Below are 21,223 nucleotides of genomic sequence, written 5' to 3'. Positions count from 1 at the left end.
GAGGACGCCCGGAAGAGTGTCGTTGAGTGATCATAGATTGCAATGATCGATCCGACCCCGGCGGCAGGTTTACACAGGATCTAGCGTTGACACACCGGGGGACCCCCCATAGCTTGGGTTCGCCGGTTGCTCGCCCCCCATCACGGGGGGTGCGGTCCTGGACCCTGGAGGCGGCAGTGGTTTTCTTGCGAAACACCCACTTCCGCCATACACCCAACTACATGTCGGGTCGCTGTCGCCAGGACCCTCGGGTCCTGATCGGAAAGTAGTTCCTCCCTGCCATCTCCGAAGCCGTCACCCACAGGGTCAGTCCGCCCTGATGGCTACGCCATTGCCTTGCCCGGAAGTGAGACGCCCGTGACCGTCCAGACGCCCTTCAAGCCGAACGCCGTCGCCTCGCCCCCCCCCGACTCCGCCACCGTGGCGCCCGCCACGCAGGCCGCGTCGGCCCCCGGGGACTTCGCCACCACCATGCGGGTGAAGAAGCGCAACGGCACGGCGGAGCCGGTGGACCTCAACAAGATCGTCCGCGCGGTGGGCAAGTCCTGCGTGGGCCTGTCGCGCGTGGACGTGATGCGCGTGGCCACCAAGACCATCAGCGGCCTGTACGACGGCGCCACCACGCGGGAGCTGGACAGCCTGTCCATCCAGACCGCCGCGGCGCTCATCGTCGAGGAGCCCGAGTACGCCCGGCTCTCCGCGCGCCTCTTGTCCACCTTCATCCAGAAGGAGGTCAGCAACCAGGACATCCAGTCCTTCAGCCAGTCCGTCGCCGCCGGCCACAAGCACGGCCTCATCGCGGACCGCCTGCTCACCTTCGTCCAGGCCAACGCGCGCAAGCTCAACGCCGCCATCGACCCGGTCCGCAACGACCTGTTCGAGTACTTCGGCCTGCGCACCGTCTACGACCGCTACCTGCTGAAGAACCCGCAGACGCGCGAAGTCATCGAGACGCCGCAGGACTTCTTCCTGCGCGTGGCGTGCGCCCTCTCCGGCGACAACGCGCGCGAGGCCATCGAGCTCTACCGCCTGTTCAGCTCGCTGGAGTACCTGCCCAGCTCCCCCACCCTGTTCAACTCCGGCACGCGCCACGAGCAGCTCTCCAGCTGCTTCCTCCTGGACTCGCCGGCGGACGAGCTGGACGCCATCTACAAGAAGTACTCGGACATCGCGATGCTGTCGAAGTTCTCCGGCGGCATCGGCGTGGCGTACAGCCGTGTGCGCGCGCGGGGCTCGCTCATCAAGTCCACCAACGGCCACTCCAACGGCATCGTCCCGTGGCTCAAGACGCTGGACGCGTCCGTGGCGGCGGTGAACCAGGGCGGCAAGCGCAAGGGCGCGTGCTGCGTGTACCTGGAGACGTGGCACGCGGACATCGAGGACTTCCTCGAGCTGCGCGACAACACCGGCGACGAGGCCCGCCGCGCGCACAACCTCAACCTGGCCAACTGGGTGCCGGACCTCTTCATGCGCCGCGTGGAGGCCGACCAGGAGTGGAGCCTCTTCGACCCGAAGGCGACGCCCCACCTCACCGACCTCTTCGGCGAGGCCTTCGAGAAGGCCTACGCGGAAGCCGAGGCGCAGGGCCTGGCCGTGCGCAAGGTGAAGGCGCGCGACCTGTACGCCCGGATGATGAAGGTGCTGGCCCAGACGGGCAACGGCTGGATGACCTTCAAGGACATCTGCAACCGCAAGAGCAACCAGACGGGCCAGCCGGGCAACGTCATCCACCTGTCCAACCTCTGCACCGAAATCCTGGAGGTCACGAGCCAGGGTGAGACGGCGGTGTGCAACCTGGGGTCGCTCAACCTGGGCCGCATGGTGAAGGACGGGAAGTTCGACTTCGACCTCCTGCGCTCCAACGCGATGCTCGCGCTCAAGCAGTTGGACCGCGTCATCGACCTCAACTACTACCCCATCTCCACCGCCGCGGACTCCAACCGCCGCTGGCGCCCGGTGGGCCTGGGCCTGATGGGCCTCCAGGACGTCTTCTTCCAGCTGCGCCTGCCCTTCGACTCCGTCGAGGCGCGCAACCTGTCCAAGAAGATTTCGGAGGAGATCTACTACGCGGCGCTCGTCACCTCCTCGGACCTCGCGGAGCAGTTCGGCGCGCACCCGTCCTTCCCGGAGACGCGCGCGGCCAAGGGCGAGCTCCAGTTCGACAGCTGGGGCATCGTGCCGGAGGACACGCTGCGCTGGGACGCGCTGCGCTCGCGCATCATGAAGGTGGGCCTGCGCAACTCGCTGATGATCGCCATCGCGCCCACGGCCACCATCGCGTCCATCGCCGGCTGCTACGAGTGCATCGAGCCGCAGGTGTCCAACCTCTTCAAGCGCGAGACGCTGTCCGGTGACTTCCTCCAGGTGAACCGCTACCTGGTGCGCGACCTGCAGCAGCTGGGCCTCTGGAACGAGAACACCCGCAACCGCATCAAGCTGGCGGAAGGCAGCGTGCAGGACCTCACGGAGCTGCCGGAGGAGCTGCGCGCCATCTACCGCACCGCGTGGGAGGTCCCCATGCGCGCCCTCATCGACATGGGCGCGGACCGCGGCGCCTTCATCGACCAGAGCCAGTCGCTCAACCTCTTCGTGGAGACGCCCAACATCGGGAAGCTGTCCTCGATGTACTTCTACGCGTGGCAGAAGGGGCTGAAGACGACGTACTACCTGCGCTCGCGCCCGGCGACCCGCATCGCCAAGGCCACCGTGGGCCAGGGCGGCCCGACCATCACCGCCGCGCCCGCTCCGGTATCGCAGGTGGTCACCGCGGAGGCTGAGGCGGTGGCGTGCTCGCTGGAGAACCCCGAGGCGTGCGAGGCCTGCCAGTAGTCGCTGGCGCGGTCCCCCACCCTGCTTATCCCCTGTCGTCCGTGAGTAAGGGAGTGCCGAAGCAATGCTGCTCGATCCGGGAATGAACCTGACGCTGCGCCCCATGGCGTATCCCGTCTTCTTCGAGATGTACCGCAACGCCATCAAGAACACCTGGACGGTGGAGGAGATCGACTTCTCCACGGACCTGGTGGACCTGCGCTCGAAGATGACGGACGCGGAGCGTCACCTCATCCACCGGCTGGTGGCCTTCTTCGCCACGGGCGACTCCATCGTCGGCAACAACCTGGTGCTCAACCTCTACAAGCACCTGAACGCGCCCGAAGCGCGCATGTACCTGTCGCGCCAGCTGTACGAAGAGGCCCTGCACGTCCAGTTCTACCTGACGCTGCTGGACACCTACGTGCCGGACCCGGCCGAGCGCGCCAAGGCCTTCGCGGCGGTGGACAACATCCCGTCCATCCAGCGCAAGGCGCGCTTCTGCATGAAGTGGATGGACAGCATCCAGGCGGTGGACCAGGTCCGCTCCAAGTCGGACCGCCGCCAGTTCCTGCTCAACCTCATCTGCTTCGCGGGCTGCATCGAAGGCCTCTTCTTCTTCGCGGCCTTCGCGTACGTGTACTTCCTGCGCAGCAAGGGGCTGCTCAACGGCCTGGCCGCGGGCACCAACTGGGTGTTCCGCGACGAGTCCGCCCACATGGCCTTCGCCTTCGAGGCCATCAAGACGGCGCGCAAGGAGGAGCCGGACCTCTTCGACGCGAGCCTGGAGAAGGACGTCGTGCAGATGATGCGCGACGCGGTGGAGTGCGAGACGCAGTTCGCCCAGGACCTGCTGAGCGGCGGCGTCGCGGGCCTCTCCGTGCAGGACATGCGCGGCTACCTGGAGTACGTGGCCGACCAGCGCCTCCAGATGCTGGGCATGTCCCCCGTCTTCCACACGAAGAACCCGCTGCACTTCATGGACCTGCAGGACGTGCAGGAGCTCACCAACTTCTTCGAGCGCCGCGTGTCGTCCTACCAGGTGGCCGTGGGCGTGGGCGCCGCCAACGACGTCGTCTTCGACGCCGCCTTCTAGGCCGCCCCCTTCCCTGCTTCACCCACTCGAGGCCGTGCCCCGCGTCGAAGCGAGGCACGGCCTTCGTGCTTTCAGACAGGGTGCTCCACGTCACGCCGGCCCGTGACGCGCTCGCGGCGCTCCTCGTCCGTGGCCTGCTCCGCGCGCGTGGCGGTGATCTGCACCGCCGGCCGGTGCACCAGCCGGTACACCGCGGACGCGAACGCCGCCCCCAGCAGCGGCGCGGCGATGAACAACCACATCTGTCCAATCGCCTCCCGCCCCGCGAAGAGCGCCGGCCCCAGGCTGCGCGCCGGGTTCACCGACGTGTTGGTGATGGGGATGCCCACCAGGTGGATGAGCGTCAGCACCAGGCCGATGGCCACGCCCGCGAAGCCCACCGGCGCGCGCGAGTCCGTGGCCCCCAGCACCGTCAGCACCAGCAGGAAGGTGAGCACCACCTCCGCGATGAAGGCCGGCCCGCCGCCATAGCCCTCCGGCGACGCGGCCCCGTAGCCGTTGCTCCCCAGCCCCTCCGCGCTCGCGGAGTACCCGCCCGGCATGCCCTTCGCGATGAGCAGCACCACGCCCGCCGCGACGATGGCGCCCACGCACTGCGCGACGACGTAGCCAGCCAGGTGACGCTTGTCGAACTTGCCCGCCATCAGCAGGCCCACCGTCACCGCCGGGTTCACGTGGCAGCCGGAGATGGGGCCCACCGTGTAGACCATGGCCAGGAGCGACAGGCCGAAGGCGAACGACACCCCCAGGAAGCCAATGCGGTCGCCCGCCAGCACCGCCGCCCCGACGCCGCCGAGCACCAGCACGAACGTGCCGACGGCCTCCGCCAGGTACTTCCGCATCGCGTCCCCGCCCGCGGCTGTCGCCCTCCGGGGGGGCCTCATGTTGCCGTCTCGCATGCCCACGCCTCCTTCCGTGTCCAGAAGGAGAGGCTGTGCATGCGTCCACCCCACAACGCACGAAGGCCCTGCACACGGCCGCCCTGCGGCGCGTGGACAGGGCCCTCGGACACTCATGGCCCCCACCCCGGAGGGTGGGGCGCCCGGGCACTCAGGCGTGCTTCCAGATGCCGATGAACGGCAGGTTCCGGTACTTCTCGCCGTAGTCCAGGCCGTACCCGACGACGAACTTGTCCTCGATGACGAAGCCCTTGTAGTCGATGTTCACCTTCGTCTTGGCGCGGGCGGGCTTCTCCAGGAGCGAGCAGATCTTCACCGAGGCGGGGTGACGCGCCTGGAGGTTCTCCAGCAGGAAGCTCATGGTGAGCCCCGTGTCGATGATGTCCTCGATGATGAGCAGGTGCTTGCCCGCCATCGGCTTGGACACGTCCGTGGTGATGCGCACCTCGCCCGTCGACTCCGTGCCGCCGTGGTAGCTGGACACGCCCAGGAACTCGAGCGTCAGCGGCAAATCAATGGCGCGCGCCAGGTCGATGGCGAAGAACACGGAGCCCTTGAGGACACAGACGAGCGTCAGCTCCTTGCCCTGGTAGTCGCGGGTGATCTGCGCGCCCAGCTCCTTCACGCGCGCCTGCACGGCCTCCTCGGAGATGAGGACGCCGACATCCTTCTCTTGGAACGTCGTCACCGGGTGCTCCCTCTACACGTAGGCGTTGTTCATGATCTCCCCGAAGCCGCCGCCGCCGGGGACGATGTACTGCCGGTCATCCAGGCCCCGCTCCTTCTCCCAGAGCAGGCCCGGCGCGGTGCCGAACACCTCCGGCGGGGACAGGCCGCGGTCCAGACGGAGCGCGTAGATGATGACGTCCGGGTGCTCCGTCGTCATCCGGCGCAGGTACTCCGGCGTGACGATGAGGTTGAGCGTGATGATGCGCCGGGCCCGCCCGGGCACCTTCGTCTTGTACAGGGTGATGGCCGTGGACAGGCTGCCGCCCGTGGCCCCCATGGGGTCCGGGAACAGCACGAACGCGTCGTCCACGTCCCCGCCAATCTTCGCGCCGCCAATCTCCGAGCCCACCACCGCCTGGGCCGCGTCAATCATCCGGCTCATGATGATGTGGTCCTGGCGCACCAGGGACGGGTCCACCGTGAAGTTGAGCAGGTCGTACGTCACCTGCGACGGCAGCGTGCCCGCCCGCGCGATGTTCACCGTCACCACGCGCAGCTGCGGGTCCACCACCTCACCCTGGTAGATGCCCAGGGGCGTGGAGTCGATCATCCGCGTGGGGAGGGTCACCATCTTGCGCGGGAACTCCGCGTTGATGACCGTCTTCACCAGGTCCGCGTACAGCTGCTCCACCAGCCGGTTGATCTGCGGCTGGAGCGTGCCCTTGGCGCAAAGCGTGGCCAGCTGGGAGAGGAGAAACGGATTTCCCACCAGATGGACGTTGGGCCCATAGTGGTGGGTCATCTCGTTCAACCTGAAGGGCACGTTCGCGTAGAGGGTGTCGCGCATCGGATGGGGCTCCCGCGCCGGTGAGAGGCGGCCTGGCTTTCAGTCGAACAGCTTCAGCGTCTGCGGAGGGCTCGCCTCCGCGGGTTCCGCCACGTGACACTTGCGGCAGCGCGGCTCGTAGGCCCCCGCCGCGCCCACCACCACCCGCTCCTCGCTGCCAATGATGCGCTGCGAACGGTTGGCCGGGTTCCCGCACACCGCGCAGATGGCCAGCTCCTTCGTCACGTACTCCGCCACCGCCATCAGCTGCGGCATCGGTTCGAAGGGGCGCCCCTGGTAGTCCTGGTCCAGTCCCGCGCAGATGACGCGGATGCCCCGCTGGGCGAGCGCCTCGCACACCTGCACCACTTCACCGCCCAGGAACTGCACCTCGTCGATGCCCACCACCTGCGTGTCGGGAGACAGGTGCCGGAAAATTTCTTCAGCCCTCTCGATGGGGAGGGACGTCAATTTCAACTGGGAATGGCTGACCACCTGCGTGTCGTCATAGCGGGTGTCGATGCGCGGCTTGAACACCCGCACCTTCTGCCGGCCGTACAGCGCGCGCTTGACGCGGCGGATCAACTCCTCCGTCTTGCCGGAGAACATCGAGCCGCAGATGACCTCTATCCACCCGATATCTTTGGGGAATTGATGCAAGGGACACTCGTCGGGAAGGGCGGAAGCGGGGCCAATCTCAGCCACCCTCCCCTTCCCGTCAATTTCGTTTCCGGCGGCGCAAGCCCCCCACCCGTGCAGCCTGCCCGCCTGCTTCCGGGAAGCCCCGCGAACCCTGGCAAGGGATTTGAATAGCCCTGCCCCCGGGTAGTGCGGACGGGAACCTTCGGGGGTGGCGAGTGGCGGCGACGGCGAACGAGGTGCAGGGCGGGGGTTGGGCGCAGCAGGCTTCTTTCTACATGTCGCCGGCGTCGGTGGCGCTGCTCATGCTGAACCTGCTGGACGGGCTCTTCACCCTGCTCTTCCTGCAGCTGGGGGTGGCGGAGGAGCTCAACCCGGTGATGCGCGTGGCGTACGAGCAGTCACCGCTGCTCTTCATGTTCTCCAAGCTGCTCATCGTGAACGCGGGGCTGTGCCTCTTGTGCCTGCACCGCCGGCTCAAGGCCAGCCGCTTCGCCATCCGCGCGGGCGCCGTCGTCTACGCCATCATCGTCGTCTACCACCTGGCCTTCCTCGCCCACCTGCTGAGTCACTGGCCCTTCGGGGCATAGGGGCTGCGCGGGCAGTGAACGGTCCCCAGCGCGACAGGTAGGGGGTGCTTGCTTTTCACCTCCGGTCTGTCCCAGGCTTCCCCATAGCTCCGATCTTCCAGTGTTCGGGGGGGGACATGAACATCACCGACGTCCGGGTGTTTCCGGTCGAAGAGGACAAACTCAAGGCGTACGTCACCATCACCCTGGATCACTGCTTCGTCGTGCGCGACTTGAAGGTGATCCATGGCTCCACCGGGCTGTTCATCGCGATGCCCGCGAAAAAACGGAAGGACGGGACCTACAAGGACATCGCCCATCCGTTGAACGCGGACACGCGCAGCCAGATGGAGCGGGTCATCCTCATTGAGTACGAGAAACACCTTCACCAGGCGCAGAGCGGGACGCTCGGTCCCGTGGCCGCGGAACTCGACTAACGAACTTCCCTTCCAGGCTCGCACGGGTTAGTCAGCGCCCCCATGCAGCCGTCGCGTGACTTCAAGGTGTTCGCCGGGAACTCCAACCCGGCGTTGGCGCAGCGCATCTGCGAGTACCTCCAGCGTCCCCTGGGCCAGGCGACGGTGGACACGTTCTCCGACGGGGAGATCCACGTCGAGATCGGCGAGAACGTGCGTGGGCAGGACGTGTTCATCGTCCAGTCCACGTGCCCGCCGACGAACCACCACCTGATGGAGCTGCTGATCATGTGCGACGCCCTCAAGCGGGCGAGCGCCGGCTCCATCACCGCCGTGATGCCGTACTACGGCTACGCGCGGCAGGACCGGAAGGTGGCCGCCCGCACGCCCATCACCGCCAAGCTGGTGGCGGACATGCTGGAGGTCGCGGGGGTCAACCGGGTGGTGTCCATGGACATGCACGCGGGGCAGATCCAGGGCTTCTTCAACATGCCCTCGGACCACCTCTACGGCTCGCCGGTGTTCCTGGAGGACATCCGCAAGCGCTTCCCGGAGTCGAGCGAGCTGGTCATCGTCAGCCCGGACGCCGGCGGCGTGGAGCGCGCGCGCGCCTACTCCAAGCGGCTGAACACGGGGCTGGCCATCATCGACAAGCGCCGCCCGCGCCCCAACGCCTCGGAGGTGATGAACCTCATTGGCGACGTGAAGGGCAAGGACGCCATCCTGGTGGACGACATGGTGGACACCGCGGGCACGCTCGCGCAGGCGGCCGCGGCGCTGAAGGACAAGGGCGCGCGCCGGGTGGTCGCGTACGCGGTGCACCCCATCCTGTCCGGCCCCGCCATCCAGCGCATCACCGACTCCGTCCTGGAGGAGGTCGTCTTCACGGACACGGTGCCGCTCGCGCCCAACGCCAAGGCGTGCCCGAAGATCCGCGCCCTGCACACGGACGCCCTCTTCGGTGAGGCCATCGCGCGCATCCACCGCGCGGACTCGCTGAGCTCGCTGTTCGTCTGAGGTCAGGCCAGGCTTGCAGGCCGCCTGGAAGCCGGGCGGCTTGACGAAGGACCCCGGGGGCTGGCATGTCCGGCCCCCTCCACCGGTTCAACGGGCCAGCCAGACGGCCCGGGCGCCGTCTTCGGGGCCCACCATGGGGGTGGGATGCCGAGGGCGCCCGACGGACCGGTGACATTCGCGGTACCCCACTGAAAAGAGAGATTTCCATGGCCACCGACAAGAGCACCCTCGAAGCGCAGGCCCGTGAAGGTTCCGGCAAGGGCGTTGCCCGCCGCCTGCGCTCCGCCGGCCGCGTTCCCGCCGTCGTCTACGGCAAGCACCTGAAGGCGCCGCTGCACATCTCCGTGGACCCCAAGGGCATCCGCACGGCCATCAACACCCCGCACAAGCTGAACACGCTCATCCAGCTGAAGCTGGCCGGCAATGAGCAGCAGGTCCTGCTGAAGGACTACCAGATGGATCCGCTCACCCGCGACATCCTGCACGCGGACTTCATCGCCGTGAGCGAGAAGGAGCAGGTCAAGGTGAACCTCCCCGTCGTGCTCACCGGCAAGGCCGCGGGCGTGGCGGACGGCGGTCTGCTCACGCAGATCCGCCGCAACCTGGAGGTCTGGGCGCTCCCCGGTGCCATCCCCCTCCAGATTGAAGTGGACGTCACCAACCTGAAGATCGCGGAAGCCATCCACGTGAACGACGTGAAGCTCCCCGAGGGCGTGTCCGTGAAGACGCACGTCAACTACACCATCGCGGTCCTCTCCGCGCCGGAAGCGGCGGAGGCGGCTCCCGCGGCGGCGGCGGCTGCTGCCCCGGCGGCGGCGGGCAAGGCGGCGGACGCGAAGGCCGGCGACGCGAAGGCCCCCGCGGCGGCCGCGGCCAAGGCCCCGGCGAAGAAGTAGTCCTCTTCCGCCGTTCGGTGTCTCCTCGCGGGGCGGGCCTCTTCCAGGGCCTGCCCCGCTGTCTTTTTTCCGGGCGCGGCCCCTGGGCGGCCCGGCCCTCCTTGGGAGCCGTCCATGAAGCTCATCTGCGGGCTGGGCAACCCCGGGCGCGAGTACGAGCGCCACCGCCACAACGTCGGGTTCATGGTGGTGGACGCGCTGCTCGCGCGCGCCCGCGCGGAGCTCACCCAGGACAAGTTCCAGGCGCGGGTGGGCCAGGGAAGCCTGGGCGGCGAGCGCATCCTCTTCGTGGAGCCGCAGACGTACATGAACCTGTCCGGCCGCTCCGTGGCGGAGGCCGCGCGCTTCTACAAGGTCGCCGTGCAGGACGTGCTCGTGGTGCACGACGAGCTGGACCTGCCCTTCGGCCGGCTGCAGCTCAAGGCGGGCGGCGGCGCGGGCGGGCACAACGGCCTCAAGAGCATGGTGCAGTGCCTGGGCGAGGACGCCTTCATCCGCGTGCGGGTGGGCATTGGCAAGCCGGAAGGGCCCAACGCCAAGGAGCGCGTGGCGGGCTACGTGCTGTCCAACTTCGACGACGGCGAGCGCCGCCAGCTGGAGGAGCTCATCGGCAAGGCGGCGGACATGGCGGAGAGCTGGGTGCGCGACGGGCTGGCCACGGCGATGAACCGCCACAACCGCAAGGCCTGAAGCAGCGCTCCGGCCGCCTGCCTGCTTCCGGCCCCCCTGGCTTGCGCTTGACTTTCCAGGAGGGGTCCTCTTAGAAGCCCCTTCCCCCGAAGTGTGTCCCACACGTGCTGGGGGATGTTCTTTCAAAGCTTCCCGTGTTCACGCACGGGCCAAGGCGCGACGGTGACGGGCGCGCGAGAGGATTTCCCGTCCCCGGTGGTGGCCTTCGAGGGTCACCGGCCGTTTCCCCGCTCCCCGGATGGTCCGGGGGGCACTCGACCCCAAGGGGAGAGAAACATGGCAGAGACGCAGGCCGCCAAGCGGCTTCGTGAGTACGAGACCATCTTCCTGGTCAAGCCGGACCTCACCGACGACAACGTGGACAAGCTCAAGGAGCGCGTCCGCGGCATCGTTTCGCGCGAGGGCGGCAAGGTCCTCCGCTTCACGGTGTGGGGGAAGAAGAAGACGCTGTTCCCCGTGGCCAAGCAGCCGCGCGCCATCTACGTCCACACGAGCTTCCTGGGTGACGGCAAGCTGGTGGCGGAGATCGAGCGCAACCTGCGCAACCTCGACGAGGTCACCCGCTACATCTCCGTGAAGATCGCGGACGAAGTGGACCCCGAGTCCCGTCCGGTCCTCGAGGACCTGAAGCTGGCCGGCGACGTCGAGGAGACCCGTCCGGGCGCCCCCGCCGAGCGCGAGGGTGGCTTCCGCGGCGAGGCCCCGGAGTTCGCGGGTGGCGATTCGGAAGAGGAGTCCGCCGAGGAGGCGTGAGCCTCCTGACGGGACCTTCCCCCAACCTTCCAGGAAACGAGAACGTTCATGAGCAACGGCATGGATAGCAAGCAGGGCGCGGGCGCTTCCCGCGGCCCCGGTGGTGGCGGTGGCGGCTACGGCGGCGGTTCGCGCGGTGGCGACCGTGGTGGTGATCGCGGCGGTGACCGCGACCGTGGTGGTGATCGCGGCGACCGCGGCGGCATGGGCGGCGACGACGACAAGCGCGGTGGTCGTGGCTTCGGCCGCAAGAAGGTCTGCCGCTTCTGCGCGGAGAAGAACGCGTCGGTGGACTTCAAGGACCAGGCGACGCTGAAGTACTTCGTCACCGAGCGCGGCAAGATCATCCCCCGCCGCATCTCCGGCAACTGCGCGAAGCACCAGCGTGAGGTGGCGGTCGCCATCAAGCGCGCCCGCGGCATCGCGCTCCTCCCCTACAACGCGGTGGTCGGCTAGCCGCCGGTCCGCAACACAGGAGACAGGAACATGAAGGTCATTCTGCGTGAGGACATCGACAACCTCGGCAAGTCCGGCGAGCTCGTCACGGTGAAGGACGGCTTCGGCCGCAACTTCCTTCTGCCGCGCAAGAAGGCGGTCCTGGCGAGCGAGCAGAACCTGCGCCAGCTGGAGCACGAGAAGTCCGTGCAGACCGCGCGCAACGCCAAGCTGAAGGGCGCTGCCGACGAGCAGGCCAAGAAGCTGGGCAACGTCAAGGTCACCATCAAGCGCAAGGTCGGCGAGCAGGACAAGCTGTTCGGCTCCGTGACGGTGCTGGACATCGCCGAGGCGCTCGCGTCCCAGGGTCAGCAGGTGGATCGCCGCCAGCTGCACCTGGCCGAGCCCATCAAGTCGCTGGGCAGCTACGACGTGGAGCTGCGCCTGCACCGCGAGGTGACGGCGAAGATCAAGGTCGACGTGGTGGCCGAGTAGTCCACCGCTTCACCTGAAGCGCTCCAAGGCTTCACGGGAAGGGCCGTCCGGGCAACCGGGCGGCCCTTTTCGCGTTCCGGAAGTCCGGCTCGCGCCGCGTCGGGTCCGTTCCACGGCATCCGCGTGGAGGCGAAGGCCCGGGCGTGGGTACTTCAACGGCGGACACCGCCTGGAGGTCCCGCGCGCATGAACGCCCCCACCCGCCCCGCCGCCGTGCACCACCCCGACCTGGACTGGCTCCGGGTGCTGGCCATCGTGGTGCTGCACCTGTTCCACACCGGGATGATGTTCAACACCTGGGAGTGGCACGTCAAAAGCCCCCAGGCGCTGCCGGTGCTGGAGCCCGTCATGGGCGTGCTGCACCTGGTGCGCATGCCGCTGTTGATGGTCATCTCCGGCGCGGGCACCGCGTTCGCGCTCCGGCGGCGCTCCTTGAGGACGTTCGCGAAGGACCGGACGACGCGGCTGCTGTTGCCGCTGGTGTTCGGCATGTTCGTGGTGGTGCCGCCGCAGATCTACGTGGAGTGGCTGTTCCGGGGTCGGTTCGAGGGGAGCTACGCCGCGTTCTACCCGACGGTGTTCGGCTTCGTGCCCTACCCCGCGGGCAGCTTCAGCTGGCACCATCTGTGGTTCGTGGCCTACCTGTTCGTCTACTGCCTCATGGCCCTGCCCCTCTTCGCGGCGCTGCGCACGGAAGCCGGACAGCGGCTCCTCGCGCGGGCGGACGCGTGGCTGTCGCGCGGGGTCAACGTGCTGTGGCTCGGGGTGCCGCTGGCGCTCGTCCGGGTGCTCTTGCGCGACTTTCCGGAGACGCACGCGCTGTTCGATGATCCGCGCACCTTCCTCCTCTACGGCCTGCTCTTCCTGTACGGCCACCTGCTGGGCCGCTGCCCGGGCGTGTGGGACCGGCTGGTGACGCTGCGGCACGGCCTGCTGGCCCTGTGGGTGGCGGCGCTCGTCGTGGAGCTGGTGTGGCCATGGCCGGTGATGCCGGTGGTGCCCGCCATCGTGGGGGGCACCGTCCTCATCTGGAGCGGGCTGCTGGTGGCGCTGGCCTACGCGCGCCACCACATCCGCGGGTCCCCCGCGTGGCTGCCGCACGCGCAGGCGCTGTCGTATCCGTTCTACATCCTCCACCAGACGGTCATCGTGTGCGTGGGCTCCCTGTGCCTGCGCCTGCCGGTGGGGCCGTGGGCGATGTTGTTCGCGGTGCTCACCGCGTCCTTCACCGTCACGCTGGCGCTGTGCGAGGGCGTGTCCCGCGTGGCGTGGCTGCGGCCTCTGTTCGGCATGAAGCCCCGGGCCGCGCGTCCGGCCGTCCTGGCCCCGGAGGCGGTGGGGTGAAGGCCTGGGAGGAGATGCCGTCGAGGCAGTGGCGCTGGCCCCGGCTGCGGTTGCGTTCGGCGCTGAAGGTCCTGGCGTTCGGGCTGGCCCTGGGGGTGTGGCAGGGAAGCGCGGTGCGGCTGACGCAGCTCATGAGGCCGCACCCCGGTCACTGGGCGCCCGCGTTCATCTGGGAGATGACCAGCGCGCTGGCCGTCACGCTGCTCTTGCCCCTCCTGATGACGGCGGTGCTCAACGCGCCGTCCCCCCGCGTGGGCTGGACGCGCTTCCTGGCCATCCACGCGGTGGCGTTCACCCTCTTCACGTCGCTGCACATCGCGCTGATGGCGGGGCTGCGTCACGTCATCTACGCGCTGCTGGAGCTGGGGGACTACGACCTGGGACCTCCCGTGTACGCGCTCCCGATGGAGGCCCAGAAGGACCTCATCACCTACGGGCTGGGCTGCGCGGTCATCGCGCTCCTGTACGAGTGGCGGGAGCGGCAGGCCCGCGCGCTGCGCTCGGCGGAGCTGGAGGGGGAGCTGCGGGCCGCGCAGCTCCAGTCGCTCACGGGCCAGCTGCACCCGCACTTCCTCTTCAACGCGCTGCACACCATCGGGTCGGTGATGTACGAGGACCTGCCGCGCACGGACCGGCTGCTCAGTGACCTGGGCCAGCTCCTCCGCGCGAGCCTGGAGCGCACCGAGCCCACCTGGACGCTGGCCGAGGAGCGGGGGCACACCGAGCGCTTCGTCGCGCTGCTCGCGGCGCGCTTCGGCGACCGGCTGGAGGTGCGCTGGGACGTGGCGCCGGGGTTGGAGTCCCAGCGCGTGCCGTGCTTCGCGCTGCAGACGCTGGTGGAGAACGCGGTGAAGCACAACCAGGACCGGGTGGGGGCGCTGGAGGTGCGCATCCGCGCGCGTGCCGAGGCGGACCGCTGGGCGCTGGAGGTGGAGGACACCGGGCGCGGCTTCGGAGCGCCCTCCCCTGCTTCCGGCCCCGGCGTGGGGCTGACGCAGCTGGCGCGCGTGCTCACGCTGCTGCACGGCGACCGGGCAGGGCTGGAGCGAGGCGCGGGCCCGGAGGGCGGCGCGCGCGTGACGGTGTGGCTGCCCCGGATGGAGGCCGCGTCATGACGGTGTTCCGCGTGCTGGTGGTGGACGACGAGGCGCCCGCGCGCGCGAAGGTGAAGCGGCTCCTGGAGGCCGACGCGCGCTTCACCTGCGTGGGCGAGGCCCCGGACGGGACGGAGGCGCTCGCGCGCATCGAGGCGCTGCGGCCGGACCTGGTGGTGCTCGACGTGCAGATGCCCGGGCTCACCGGCTTCGAGGTCCTGGAGGCGCTCGGGCCGGACGCCTGCCCCGCCGTCATCTTCTCCACCGCCTATGAGCGCTTCGCGCTCCAGGCCTTCGAGGCCCACGCGGCGGACTACCTCCTCAAGCCCTATGACGCGGGCCGCTTCAGCCGGGCGCTCGACAAGGCCCATGCGCTCCTGAGCGCGGGCACCCACGGCACGGCCGCGCTGGACGCCCTGCTCGCCACGGTGGCCCGGGCCCGCCCGGAGCGCCCCCTGGAGCGGCTGGTGGTGAAGGTGGGCGAGGGCTGGGTGCCGCTGCGCCTGGACACCGTGTGGCGCCTGTCCTCGGAGGACAAGTACGTGCGGCTGTACACCGCCCAGGGCGAGCACCTGGTGCGCCAGACGCTGCGGGCCCTGGAGGAGCGCCTGGACCCCACCCGCTTCGTGCGCGTGCACCGCGGCGACCTGGTGAACCTGGAGGCCGTGGCCCGCCTGGAGCCCTGGACGCACGGGGACGGCATCCTCGTGCTCAAGGACGGCTCCACGGTGATCCTCAGTCGCACCTACCGGGAGGCCTTCCTCCAGCAGTGGGGCGCCGCCGAGTAGCCCGACGCGCCGGGTCGGTTCACTCGGGGACGGGCAAAGGTGGCACGGCGGGTCGCGGCATCCCTCCCGGACCTACCGGGTGCTACAGGTCTGTTGCCTGGAAACTGGACGTCCGCTGGAACGTGTCAGACGCTGCCTGTAGAGGTTCCAAGCAGCCATGCAGAACGTCCTGGACGGTAGGGAAGGACGGCGGGTCCACGAGGATCTCGCCGCGGAGCGTGCGGTGCTGGGCGCCGTGCTGGCGGACAACGGGCTCATCACGCCCGTGGCGGAGGTCGTCCACGCGGACGACTTCGCCAGCCCTTCGCACGCGCAGATCTTCGCCGCGATGATGCGGCTGGATCAGCAGAGCAAGCAGGTGGACCACCTGACGCTCGCGGAGGAGCTGAAGATCCTCGGCCAGCTCGTCGCGGTGGGCGGTCCCGCGTACCTGATGGGCCTGGACCAGGTCGTCCCGCTGGCGGCCAACGCCGTGCAGTACGCCCACATCGTCAAGGACCAGGCGCTGCGCCGGCGCCTGGCCAACGTGGGCCGGGAGATTCAAGACCTCGCCAGCCAGGAGACGGGCGAGCTGGACGTCCTGCTCGACGAGGCCGAGCGCAAGGTCTTCCTCCTCGCGGAGAAGAAGCGCGAAGGCGACCTGCGTCCGGTCAGCGAGCTGATGGAGCAGACGCTCGACCTGCTGGACAAGATGAAGACCGCGGCGACGGGCGTGACGGGCCTGTCCACGGGCTACATCGACCTGGACAATCAGCTGACGGGCCTGCACGCCGGTGAGCTCATCATCCTCGCGGCGCGTCCCGGCGTGGGCAAGACGTCCTTCGCCATGAACATCGCGGTGCACGCGGCGCTCAAGGAGAACAAGGCGGTCGGCATCTTCAGCCTGGAAATGCCCGCGGATCAGCTGCTCATGCGTCTGCTCGCGTCCACCGCGCGCGTGGACATGAAGAAGCTGCGCGGCGGCCGGCTCTCCCCGCACGACGAGGAGAAGTTCCAGGAGATGGCGGGTGCGCTCTACAACGCGCCCATCTACATCGACGACTCGGGTGGCCTGTCCCCGTTCGACCTGCGCGCGAAGGCACGGCGCGTGAAGCAGAAGGACCCGCGCCTGTCGCTGCTCGTCATCGACTACCTCCAGCTGATGCACCAGAAGGGCAAGGTGGAGAGCCGCCAGCTGGAAGTGGCCGAAATCTCCCGCGCGCTCAAGCAGCTGGCCAAGGAGCTGGAGGTGCCCATCATCGCGCTCAGCCAGCTCAGCCGTAAGGTGGAGGAGCGCAAGGGCGGCAAGCCCATGCTGTCGGACCTGCGTGAGTCCGGCTCCATCGAGCAGGACGCCGACGTGGTGATGTTCATCCACCGCGAGACGGAGGAGGACGGCGGCGAAGGGGGTGGCGGTGGAGGGGGCGGCGGCGGCGGAGGCGGTGGTGGCGCGAGCAGCACGGTCATCCCCGTGGAGCTCATCGTCGCCAAGCAGCGTAACGGCCCCATCGGCTCCATCGACCTGGTGTTCCTCGCGGAGTACACGCGCTTCGAAAGCCGCGCCCGGACCGAGTAGCGCGGTCCCGCGTCAGTCCCGGCCGGTGCGCAGGTAGCCCGTGACGTGCTCGCGGGCCGCCCGCACCGCGGCTTCCGGCCCGGTGCCCCGCCCCAGCTCCGCGGCCAGCGCGGACGCCAGCCGGCAGCCCGTGCCCCGGCGCTCCGGGGGCCGCTTCAGCCGGCGCCCCCGCATCACCACCGTGCGCCCGGCGTACACCAGCACATCCGCCAGCCCCTGCCCTTCCGGCAGGTGCCCGCCCTTCACCAGCACCGCGCCGAAGCCGCGCTGACACAGCGCCTCCGCGGCCTCCTGGGCGTCCTCCACCGTGCCCAGCGCGGGCCGGCCCAGGAGCCACGCGGCCTCCTCCAGGTTGGGCGTCACCAGCACGCGCGGGCCCGCCAGCGCCAGGTAGTGCCGGGGCGTCAGCCGCGACAGCACCTGCCCCCGCGACGAGCGCACCACCGGGTCCACCACCCACCACGCGTCCGCGTCCTTGAGCGCCGCCCTCGCCGTGGACAGCTGCGACGGGCCGGGCACCACGCCCCACTTCACCGCGTGCAGGGGGCCCCACTCGCGCGCGGCCGTCACCTGCGCGGCCAGCATGCGCGGGGAGGCCGGCACCACCGCGAACGTCTGCGCGCCCTGCGCCGTCTGGGCCGTGGGCACCGCCACCGCGTCGCCGCCCCGCGCCCGCACCGCGGCCACGTCCGCGAGCAACCCGGCGCGGCCCGTGGGCTCCAGTCCCGCCAGGAGCAGGACGCGCGGCCTCACCGGCGGTGCTCTCGCGCCTTCTGCACCAGCGACTTGTAGACGCCCAGGTGCACCGGGATGGTCCCCAGCATCAGCTCCGGGTGCCACTGCACGCCCAGCGCGAACGCGTGCGCGGTGGACTCGATGGCCTCCACCACGCCGTCCGGCGACACCGCGCTCACCGTCACGTCCGTGCCCGGCTTGTTCACCGCCTGGTGGTGCGTGGAGTTCACCATCAGCTGCCCGTGCCCCACGGCCTCCGCCAAGAGCGTGCCGTTCTTCACCTCCACCGGGTGCTGCGGCTGGGTGCGGTCGTGCTTCTGCTCGTGGTCGCGCGCGCCCGGCACCTCGCGCAGGATGTCCTGGAACAGCGTGCCGCCCAGCACCACGGCCAGCAGCTGCATGCCGCCGCACACGCCCAGCACCGGCAGGTTGCGCTTGAGCGCGCCCCGGATGAGCTGCGCCTCGAAGGCCGTGCGGCCCTCCTTCAGCGGCCCCATGCCGTCACGGGCCTCCTCGCCGTACGCGGACGGAGGGATGTCGAACGCGCCGCCCGTCACCACCAGCCCGGACACCCGCTCCAGGTAGGCGTCCACGCAGGACGCGTCGTCGGTGTACGGCAGCACGAAGGGCAGGCCCCCCGCGCGCAGCACCGCCTCCGCGTAGGGCACCTTCAGCTCGTAGCGGGGGAAGGCGGAGTCGGCCGGCTGGACCCAGTCCGGGCTGAGGCCGATGTTGGGACGCCGCGGGGTCGTCCCGTGATGACGCGAGGGTGGATGGTTCATGGTGGGGGAGCTCCCTCGGGTTAGAGGCCAGTCCCCCGCACGCTGTCAAACGCGGCGGAAAGCTGGCGCACCCGCTCGGCGATGTCCTGGGCGAGCAGGGCGTCGGACACCACCGCCGCGCCGTGCGCCCCCGTCGCCGCCACCTGGGCGATGTTCGAAAGGCCCACCCCGCCAATGCCCACCACCGGCAGCGGGCTCTCCGCCACCACCCGCCGGAAGGCCTCCAGCCCCAGCACCGGCGCCTGCACCACCTTCGTGGTGGTGCCGAACAGCGGCCCCACGCCCACGTAGTCCGCCCCCGCCGCCAGGGCCGCCCGGGCCCCTTCCGTCCCCCGCGCCGTGACGCCCACGTAGCGGCCCGGGCCCAGGAGCTCCCGCGCGGCCTCCGGGGGCAGGTCCTCGTCCCCCACGTGCACCCCGTGCGCGTCCGACAGGAGCGCCAGGTCCACCCGGTCGTTGATGAGGCACACCGCGCCCGCCTCCCGGCAGCGGGCCACCACCGCCCGGGCCGCGGCCAGCGCCTCCCGGGGCGGGGTGTGCTTCATGCGCAGCTGGAGGACGCGGGCGCCGCCAGCGAGCAGGCGCCCGGCCTTGTCCACCAGGGACAGCTCCGGACGGACGCTGTCGTCCACCAGCAGGTACGGGCCTTGGGGAAGCGGGGGGCGGGGCGAGACGTTCATCGGATTCCGGGCCTGGGGACAGCGGCGTTGACAGGCGTCCCTCCTGCTATAAGGTGCCGCGCTGTTTTCCAAGCAATTCCGAGGATTTGAATCATGGCCGAAGGCATCAACCCGAAGCACCTCGACAAGCGCACCGCGGATCGCTACCAGCGCAGCGGCCAGGTGGACGAGGACGCGTACAAGAAGCACCTCGAGGAGCTGCCGGACGTGGCCGACAAGGCCGTCCCCATCGAGACGCTGATGGATGGCGACATCGAGGACGACTTCGATGACGAGGACGAGGACGACACGGACGACGACGCCTCCGACGAGGACGACGCGGACGAGCCAGCCGACGAAGAGGACAAGGCGTCCGAATGAGCCCTTCGGAGAAGCGGGGTGAGACCTTCGTGATGACGGGGGAAGCGAGCCCCGCCTCCGAGGAGTCCCTGTCGTTCAGCACCTTCGTCGTCGGGTTGGGTTCCGCCGTCCTCATCCACCTGGGGGGCGCGCCGAACCCGGAGACGGGCCGCATGGAGAAGGACCTGCCGTCGGCCCGGCAGAACCTGGACCTCCTGGCGATGCTCCGCGAGAAGACGCGCGGCAACCTCACCGCCGAGGAGGAGAAGCTGGTGGACAACCTCCTGTCCGACCTGCGCCTGCGCTACGTGGAGGCGAGCCGGAAGTGAAGCCCCCTGAAGTCACCCGCCCGGGGGCGCTGCCCCGGGGCGTCCGCATCGCCGCCGGGCTGTGCCTGGTGCTCTCCACCCTGACGGGGTTCCTCGCCTGCAGCGAGGCCTCCGTCATGATGAACTTCGAGGCCCACCGGGAAGCGCAGCGGGAGCACACCCCCACCCTCTCCCTGCTGGGCAAGGACCCCGCCGTCACCCAGGCCATCATGGAGGCGCAGCTGTCCGCGCTCTCCCCCATGCGCGAGTCTCGCGCCCTGGTGCTGACCGGGCTGACGGTGGCCTGCACCCTGCTCTTCTTCGCCTCCAGCCGCATGCTGCGCTCCCCGGATGGCATCCCCCGGGATGGCTTCCGGCAGCTGCTCGGCGGCGCGGGCATCTTCGCCGCGCTGATGCGCACCATCGACGGGGCCCAGTGGACCGTGGTGGCCCGGCACACCAGCCAGGCCATGGTGGAGGGGCTCAAGGGCCTGCCCGAGTTCAAGGACCCGGACGCCGCCCAGCAGCTCTACGCGCTCGTCCCGTCCCTGATGACCCTCAGCGCGGTGCTGCCCACGGTGCTCGTCGCCGGCGGCTTCGCCCTGCTCGCCCAGTACTTCCGCAGCGAGGGCGTGCGCGAGGCCATCACCACGCTCGACGGGCCCACCGAAGACCCCTGAGGGGGTTGGCACGGGGCTGACGCGGCGCGGCGAGGAAGGCCGTCCGCCCGCTTCAGCCCGCGTCCGTCTCCGCTCGGGGCTGCGCGGGCCCCAGGAGCAGCGCCTCCAGGGAGGCCATCGCGTCCGCCTCGGAACCGGCGGCCGTGCCCTCCAGGGGCAGCACGCGGGCCAGCGGGGCGCGGGGGATGCGCAAGAGCTCGTCCCGGGTCAGGCCGTAGACGTAGGCCAGGTGCCCCATGGGCCAGCGGGACTGGAGCCTGGCGAACGCCTCGTCGTCCAGCTCCTCCAGGGGACACGGCAGCTCCGCGTCCTCGTACACCACCTTCTCTCCACCCACCCGGCGGCCGTTGCCGTAGGCGATGACTTCCTCGCCCTCGTCCGCGTCGTACACGTAGGCGTGCACGGTGGCGTTGGCGGCGGCGGACAGCAGGCGGGCAAGGGCGTGGTGCGCGGCGTACCAGTGGGCGCCCTGCCGTCCCTGGGAGAAGGGCCCCAGGAAGGCCAGGCGCACCACCTTGCGGCGGCGGTTGATGGTGACGCGGAGCGCCGTGGCGGCCGGCACGCTGTCCATCGACAGGGCCTCCCGGGCCAGACGCACCAGCGCCAACCCGGAAAAGGTGTCGAGTCGAACGAGATAGCCGCCGTGTGCGTCCAGAGTGAAGCCCCCGAGGATGGGCGCCGCCTATAACCGACCCCCCCACCCCCTGGCA

Annotated in this window: 25 protein-coding genes; 17 read left to right on the top strand and 8 right to left on the bottom strand. The window is 69.7% G+C overall.

Annotation, left to right across the window (positions count from 1 at the left end):
• Positions 1-471: 471 nt before the first annotated feature.
• Both NR792_RS39445 and NR792_RS39440 read left to right on the top strand, forming a co-directional pair.
• A complete protein-coding gene (locus tag NR792_RS39445; protein ID WP_375761760.1) occupies positions 472-2,829 on the top strand; it encodes a ribonucleoside-diphosphate reductase subunit alpha in 2,358 nt (785 codons plus the stop codon).
• 64 nt (positions 2,830-2,893) lie between these two features.
• On the top strand, positions 2,894-3,904 hold the full coding sequence (locus tag NR792_RS39440; RefSeq protein WP_375757837.1) for a ribonucleotide-diphosphate reductase subunit beta: 1,011 nt from the start codon (positions 2,894-2,896) through the stop codon (positions 3,902-3,904).
• A 71-nt stretch (positions 3,905-3,975) separates the two neighbouring features.
• Here the strand turns inward: NR792_RS39440 and aqpZ are convergent, their stop codons facing one another.
• The 4 genes from aqpZ to NR792_RS39420 all read right to left on the bottom strand — a co-directional run bounded on the left by aqpZ (position 3,976) and on the right by NR792_RS39420 (position 6,958).
• Positions 3,976-4,803: an aquaporin Z gene (aqpZ, locus tag NR792_RS39435; RefSeq protein ID WP_375757836.1), complete on the bottom strand. Its 828-nt coding sequence runs from the start codon at positions 4,801-4,803 to the stop codon at positions 3,976-3,978.
• Between the two features lie 151 nt (positions 4,804-4,954).
• Positions 4,955-5,491 (bottom strand): hypoxanthine phosphoribosyltransferase, encoded by a 537-nt coding sequence (hpt, locus tag NR792_RS39430; RefSeq protein WP_375757835.1) that lies wholly within the window; start codon positions 5,489-5,491, stop codon positions 4,955-4,957.
• A 12-nt stretch (positions 5,492-5,503) separates the two neighbouring features.
• The gene (locus NR792_RS39425) at positions 5,504-6,319 is read right to left on the bottom strand and encodes a uracil phosphoribosyltransferase (protein ID WP_375757834.1); all 816 of its coding nucleotides are present in this window, start codon (positions 6,317-6,319) and stop codon (positions 5,504-5,506) included.
• 39 nt (positions 6,320-6,358) lie between these two features.
• Positions 6,359-6,958 (bottom strand): thymidine kinase, encoded by a 600-nt coding sequence (locus tag NR792_RS39420; RefSeq protein ID WP_120524751.1) that lies wholly within the window; start codon positions 6,956-6,958, stop codon positions 6,359-6,361.
• 197 nt (positions 6,959-7,155) lie between these two features.
• Between NR792_RS39420 and NR792_RS39415 the strand changes: the two genes are divergently transcribed.
• The 12 genes from NR792_RS39415 to dnaB all read left to right on the top strand — a co-directional run bounded on the left by NR792_RS39415 (position 7,156) and on the right by dnaB (position 16,989).
• Positions 7,156-7,527, top strand: a complete 372-nt coding sequence (locus NR792_RS39415; RefSeq protein ID WP_207049597.1) for a DUF5658 family protein — start codon at positions 7,156-7,158, stop codon at positions 7,525-7,527.
• Positions 7,528-7,643: 116 nt separating this feature from the next.
• Positions 7,644-7,943: a septation regulator SpoVG gene (spoVG, locus tag NR792_RS39410; RefSeq protein ID WP_120564020.1), complete on the top strand. Its 300-nt coding sequence runs from the start codon at positions 7,644-7,646 to the stop codon at positions 7,941-7,943.
• A 42-nt stretch (positions 7,944-7,985) separates the two neighbouring features.
• Positions 7,986-8,939 (top strand): ribose-phosphate pyrophosphokinase, encoded by a 954-nt coding sequence (locus NR792_RS39405; protein WP_375757833.1) that lies wholly within the window; start codon positions 7,986-7,988, stop codon positions 8,937-8,939.
• 206 nt (positions 8,940-9,145) lie between these two features.
• The gene (locus NR792_RS39400) at positions 9,146-9,835 is read left to right on the top strand and encodes a 50S ribosomal protein L25/general stress protein Ctc (protein ID WP_375757832.1); all 690 of its coding nucleotides are present in this window, start codon (positions 9,146-9,148) and stop codon (positions 9,833-9,835) included.
• 114 nt (positions 9,836-9,949) lie between these two features.
• Entirely contained in the window at positions 9,950-10,525 is a 576-nt protein-coding gene (gene pth, locus NR792_RS39395; protein ID WP_120524746.1) for an aminoacyl-tRNA hydrolase, read from the top strand.
• Between the two features lie 276 nt (positions 10,526-10,801).
• Entirely contained in the window at positions 10,802-11,278 is a 477-nt protein-coding gene (gene rpsF, locus NR792_RS39390) for a 30S ribosomal protein S6 (protein WP_375757831.1), read from the top strand.
• Between the two features lie 48 nt (positions 11,279-11,326).
• Positions 11,327-11,734, top strand: a complete 408-nt coding sequence (rpsR, locus tag NR792_RS39385; RefSeq protein WP_120524744.1) for a 30S ribosomal protein S18 — start codon at positions 11,327-11,329, stop codon at positions 11,732-11,734.
• 30 nt (positions 11,735-11,764) lie between these two features.
• Positions 11,765-12,208 carry a 50S ribosomal protein L9 gene (gene rplI, locus NR792_RS39380; protein ID WP_171420862.1) on the top strand — a complete coding sequence of 148 codons (444 nt, stop codon included), beginning with the start codon at positions 11,765-11,767 and terminating at the stop codon, positions 12,206-12,208.
• A gap of 186 nt (positions 12,209-12,394) precedes the next feature.
• Positions 12,395-13,552, top strand: a complete 1,158-nt coding sequence (locus tag NR792_RS39375; RefSeq protein WP_375757830.1) for an acyltransferase — start codon at positions 12,395-12,397, stop codon at positions 13,550-13,552.
• Positions 13,549-14,667, top strand: a complete 1,119-nt coding sequence (locus NR792_RS39370; protein WP_375757829.1) for a sensor histidine kinase — start codon at positions 13,549-13,551, stop codon at positions 14,665-14,667. The genes NR792_RS39375 and NR792_RS39370 overlap by 4 nt, the downstream gene beginning before the upstream one ends.
• Entirely contained in the window at positions 14,664-15,434 is a 771-nt protein-coding gene (locus NR792_RS39365; protein ID WP_375757828.1) for a LytR/AlgR family response regulator transcription factor, read from the top strand. Before NR792_RS39370 ends, NR792_RS39365 begins: the two co-directional genes overlap by 4 nt.
• Positions 15,435-15,591: 157 nt before the next feature.
• On the top strand, positions 15,592-16,989 hold the full coding sequence (gene dnaB / locus NR792_RS39360) for a replicative DNA helicase (RefSeq protein ID WP_375757827.1): 1,398 nt from the start codon (positions 15,592-15,594) through the stop codon (positions 16,987-16,989).
• Positions 16,990-17,001: 12 nt separating this feature from the next.
• Here dnaB and NR792_RS39355 read toward each other — a convergent pair whose 3' ends face one another.
• The 3 genes from NR792_RS39355 to thiE are packed head-to-tail and all read right to left on the bottom strand — an operon-like array spanning position 17,002 to position 19,186.
• On the bottom strand, positions 17,002-17,742 hold the full coding sequence (locus NR792_RS39355) for a hydroxymethylpyrimidine/phosphomethylpyrimidine kinase (RefSeq protein ID WP_375757826.1): 741 nt from the start codon (positions 17,740-17,742) through the stop codon (positions 17,002-17,004).
• Positions 17,739-18,506 carry a gamma-glutamyl-gamma-aminobutyrate hydrolase family protein gene (locus NR792_RS39350; protein WP_375757825.1) on the bottom strand — a complete coding sequence of 256 codons (768 nt, stop codon included), beginning with the start codon at positions 18,504-18,506 and terminating at the stop codon, positions 17,739-17,741. Before NR792_RS39350 ends, NR792_RS39355 begins: the two co-directional genes overlap by 4 nt.
• Positions 18,507-18,526: 20 nt before the next feature.
• Entirely contained in the window at positions 18,527-19,186 is a 660-nt protein-coding gene (gene thiE, locus NR792_RS39345; RefSeq protein ID WP_375757824.1) for a thiamine phosphate synthase, read from the bottom strand.
• A 93-nt stretch (positions 19,187-19,279) separates the two neighbouring features.
• Here thiE and NR792_RS39340 point away from each other — a divergent pair, with 93 nt between their 5' ends.
• From NR792_RS39340 to NR792_RS39330, 3 genes are read left to right on the top strand one after another with little or no spacing between them, the layout of a single operon-like run.
• The gene (locus tag NR792_RS39340) at positions 19,280-19,546 is read left to right on the top strand and encodes a hypothetical protein (RefSeq protein WP_338280091.1); all 267 of its coding nucleotides are present in this window, start codon (positions 19,280-19,282) and stop codon (positions 19,544-19,546) included.
• Positions 19,543-19,854, top strand: coding sequence for a DUF1844 domain-containing protein (locus NR792_RS39335; protein ID WP_207049529.1), 312 nt, complete (start codon positions 19,543-19,545; stop codon positions 19,852-19,854). Before NR792_RS39340 ends, NR792_RS39335 begins: the two co-directional genes overlap by 4 nt.
• Complete coding sequence (locus NR792_RS39330; protein ID WP_375757823.1) at positions 19,851-20,513, top strand: hypothetical protein; 663 nt, start codon at positions 19,851-19,853, stop codon at positions 20,511-20,513. The genes NR792_RS39335 and NR792_RS39330 overlap by 4 nt, the downstream gene beginning before the upstream one ends.
• 52 nt (positions 20,514-20,565) lie before the next feature.
• On the opposite strand, the gene NR792_RS39325 is transcribed toward NR792_RS39330, so the two are convergent.
• A complete protein-coding gene (locus NR792_RS39325; protein WP_375757822.1) occupies positions 20,566-21,084 on the bottom strand; it encodes a hypothetical protein in 519 nt (172 codons plus the stop codon).
• Between the last annotated feature and the right edge of the window lie 139 nt (positions 21,085-21,223).

Origin of the sequence: Corallococcus exercitus (genome assembly GCF_042231735.1) — a bacterium.
In the GTDB taxonomy this organism is placed as follows: domain Bacteria; phylum Myxococcota; class Myxococcia; order Myxococcales; family Myxococcaceae; genus Corallococcus; species Corallococcus exercitus_B.
This window is presented reverse-complemented; position numbering and strand designations above follow the sequence as displayed.

Excerpts from the sequence above, each read along its gene's own strand:
- NR792_RS39445 (WP_375761760.1), top strand. The coding sequence starts at position 472 with ATGCGGGTGAAGAAGCGCAACGGCACGGCGGAGCCGGTGGACCTCAAC.
- NR792_RS39440 (WP_375757837.1), top strand. The coding sequence starts at position 2,894 with ATGCTGCTCGATCCGGGAATGAACCTGACGCTGCGCCCCATGGCGTAT.
- NR792_RS39335 (WP_207049529.1), top strand. The coding sequence starts at position 19,543 with ATGAGCCCTTCGGAGAAGCGGGGTGAGACCTTCGTGATGACGGGGGAA.
- dnaB (WP_375757827.1), top strand. The coding sequence starts at position 15,592 with ATGCAGAACGTCCTGGACGGTAGGGAAGGACGGCGGGTCCACGAGGAT.
- NR792_RS39405 (WP_375757833.1), top strand. The coding sequence starts at position 7,986 with ATGCAGCCGTCGCGTGACTTCAAGGTGTTCGCCGGGAACTCCAACCCG.
- aqpZ (WP_375757836.1), bottom strand. The coding sequence starts at position 4,803 with ATGCGAGACGGCAACATGAGGCCCCCCCGGAGGGCGACAGCCGCGGGC.
- thiE (WP_375757824.1), bottom strand. The coding sequence starts at position 19,186 with ATGAACGTCTCGCCCCGCCCCCCGCTTCCCCAAGGCCCGTACCTGCTG.
- rplI (WP_171420862.1), top strand. The coding sequence starts at position 11,765 with ATGAAGGTCATTCTGCGTGAGGACATCGACAACCTCGGCAAGTCCGGC.
- spoVG (WP_120564020.1), top strand. The coding sequence starts at position 7,644 with ATGAACATCACCGACGTCCGGGTGTTTCCGGTCGAAGAGGACAAACTC.
- rpsF (WP_375757831.1), top strand. The coding sequence starts at position 10,802 with ATGGCAGAGACGCAGGCCGCCAAGCGGCTTCGTGAGTACGAGACCATC.
- NR792_RS39325 (WP_375757822.1), bottom strand. The coding sequence starts at position 21,084 with ATGGACAGCGTGCCGGCCGCCACGGCGCTCCGCGTCACCATCAACCGC.
- NR792_RS39425 (WP_375757834.1), bottom strand. The coding sequence starts at position 6,319 with ATGCGCGACACCCTCTACGCGAACGTGCCCTTCAGGTTGAACGAGATG.
- NR792_RS39340 (WP_338280091.1), top strand. The coding sequence starts at position 19,280 with ATGGCCGAAGGCATCAACCCGAAGCACCTCGACAAGCGCACCGCGGAT.
- pth (WP_120524746.1), top strand. The coding sequence starts at position 9,950 with ATGAAGCTCATCTGCGGGCTGGGCAACCCCGGGCGCGAGTACGAGCGC.
- NR792_RS39375 (WP_375757830.1), top strand. The coding sequence starts at position 12,395 with ATGAACGCCCCCACCCGCCCCGCCGCCGTGCACCACCCCGACCTGGAC.
- NR792_RS39350 (WP_375757825.1), bottom strand. The coding sequence starts at position 18,506 with ATGAACCATCCACCCTCGCGTCATCACGGGACGACCCCGCGGCGTCCC.
- NR792_RS39400 (WP_375757832.1), top strand. The coding sequence starts at position 9,146 with ATGGCCACCGACAAGAGCACCCTCGAAGCGCAGGCCCGTGAAGGTTCC.
- NR792_RS39365 (WP_375757828.1), top strand. The coding sequence starts at position 14,664 with ATGACGGTGTTCCGCGTGCTGGTGGTGGACGACGAGGCGCCCGCGCGC.
- rpsR (WP_120524744.1), top strand. The coding sequence starts at position 11,327 with ATGAGCAACGGCATGGATAGCAAGCAGGGCGCGGGCGCTTCCCGCGGC.